Genomic DNA, 2173 nt, shown 5'->3' on the forward strand with positions numbered 1-2173 from the left:
TTTCATCGTCCCTTCCAGCCCGACCTCGGGCCACAGGACTCTAAAACAAGCTGGACTCATTCACAGGGAACACGCCAGAATCCCATCCAGGTCGACGCAAACGTAGCGGCGGCCATTCACAACCGATTTGACGCAGTGGCGTAGAAGCGGCGGTTCACCAGTGTTGGCGACGGCTGAAAGTCCGGCCACTCGCGACGGTTGAAAAGTAGGCCACCCAATCAGATTGGATGGGTGATCTCCTTGGAAGACTGGGCGTTGATCCGGCATCTTCACCGCAGCGAAGGTTTGTCGCAGCGGGCCATTGCACGTCAGCTCGGCATCGCGCGTGACACGGTGGCTGGGGCGCTGGCCAGTGATAAACCGCCGAAGTATGAGCGGGCCGCGGCGTCTTCGGCGATCAGTGAGATGGAACCGCGGATGCGGGCGCTGTTGACGGCCTACCCGCAGATGCCGGCGACGGTGCTCGCCGAGCGGGTCGGGTGGAGCGGTTCTATTTCTTGGTTTCGGGAGTGGGTCCGAGCGATCCGGCCGGAATACCTGCCCGCCGATCCGGTTGACCGGCTCGAGTACCTGCCCGGGCGGGTGGTCCAGTGCGATCTGTGGTTCCCGGCACCGAAGATCGCGGTCGGGTTCGGTCAGGAGGCGAAGCTGCCGGTGCTGGTGATGGTGGCGGCGTTCTCCCGGTTCATCGCCGCGGTGATGTTGCCGTCGCGCCAGACCATGGACTTGGTGGCTGGGATGTGGCAGCTGCTCGCGGGCAGTTTCGCCGCAGCACCCCATGAGTTGTGGTGGGACAACGAGGCAGGGATCGGGCGCCGCGGCCGGTTGACCGATCCGGTCACCGCTTTGATGGGCTCACTTGGGTCGCGGCTGGTCCAACTCAAACCCTATGACCCCGAATCCAAAGGGATGGTGGAGCGAGCCAACCGATATCTGGAGATTTCGTTCCTGCCGGGGCGCAGCTTCACCTCACCGCAGGACTTCAACGATCAACTGGGCCAGTGGCTTGCGACCGCAAACGCCCGTCGGGTGCGGGTCCTCGATGGTCGTCCGGTCGACTTTCTGGATGCCGATCGAGCCCAGATGCTGGCTCTGCCACCTGTGGCGCCCACCGTCCAGGCGGTGATGTCGGTGCGGCTCGGCCGCGACTACTACGTGCGGGTGGCCGGCAACGACTACTCCGTGGACCCAAGCGCGATCGGCCAACTCGTCGAGGTGAGCACCACGCTGAGTCGGGTGACGGTGAGCCGGGCTGGGCATCTGTTAGCTGCTCACGACCGGTGCTGGGCGGCCCGACAAACCCTCACTGACCCGGCCCATGTCGCGACTGCCGCGGCATTGCGGCGACGGTTCCAAACCGATCCGCCACCGGCGCAAGAAGATCACCTGGTGCGCGATCTGGCCGACTATGACCGCGCGTTCGGTGTCGAATTCACCAGCAGCACCGTCACTTCCGACGGAGAGGTGGCCTGATCATGACCGAGGACCCGATCAAGGCTGTCCTGCACTACGCCCAAGCACTCAAGGCGCCGCGCATCCGGGACTCAGCCGCCCGCCTGGCCGAGCAAGCCCGCGATGCCAACTGGACCCATGAGGAGTATCTGGCAGCGGTGCTCTCGCGGGAGGTCGCCGCCCGGGAAGCCTCCGGTGCAGCGACCCGCATCCGCTCCGCTGGATTCCCCACCCGTAAATCTTTGGAGGACTTCAACTTCGATCACCAACCGGGCACCCGGGACATGATCGCCCACCTGGGTACAGGCGCGTTTCTGGCCAAGTCCCGCAACGTCGTGCTGCTCGGCCCACCCGGGTGCGCAGTCAGATCACAACTTGCGTGACCCGAGCGTCTGGCGCGCAACCTCCCCTCGTTCTTGTCTGCACGTGCCGCCGCGATGAACTCGACCGGGTTCGGTAAGACGGAGCTGCAGTCTTTTCGGGTCTTGGTGATCAATTCGTAGTAGGTCGACGTGCTGATCGGACGCCATGTTCAGGCAACACTGCACACATGGGTTCGACACCCCAGCGCAGCCCGGCCCCACCGTAGAGCTGGCTAGCTGATGGTGCTTGTGTTTGGCGATGAGTCGGATCACGGTCTTGCGGGAGCAATGATCGAAACCTGTGGATGAGCCTTGATGAGGTGGCGTGAAAGTGGGCGCACCTTCCCGAGGATGATCAT

1 protein-coding gene and 1 pseudogene are annotated in these 2173 nt (G+C 63.9%); both read left to right on the forward strand.

The annotated features are described in order from the left end of the window. The first annotated feature begins 231 nt into the window (after window positions 1-231). On the forward strand, window positions 232-1473 hold the full coding sequence (istA, locus tag BST27_RS30140) for an IS21 family transposase (protein WP_069422663.1): 1242 nt from the start codon (window positions 232-234) through the stop codon (window positions 1471-1473). A gap of 2 nt (window positions 1474-1475) precedes the next feature. Continuing rightward, window positions 1476-1808 (forward strand): annotated as a pseudogene (locus BST27_RS30145) (ATP-binding protein); the annotation flags it as partial. Window positions 1809-2173 lie beyond the last annotated feature (365 nt).

It is taken from the genome of Mycobacterium intermedium (assembly GCF_002086275.1).
Lineage (GTDB): Bacteria > Actinomycetota > Actinomycetes > Mycobacteriales > Mycobacteriaceae > Mycobacterium > Mycobacterium intermedium.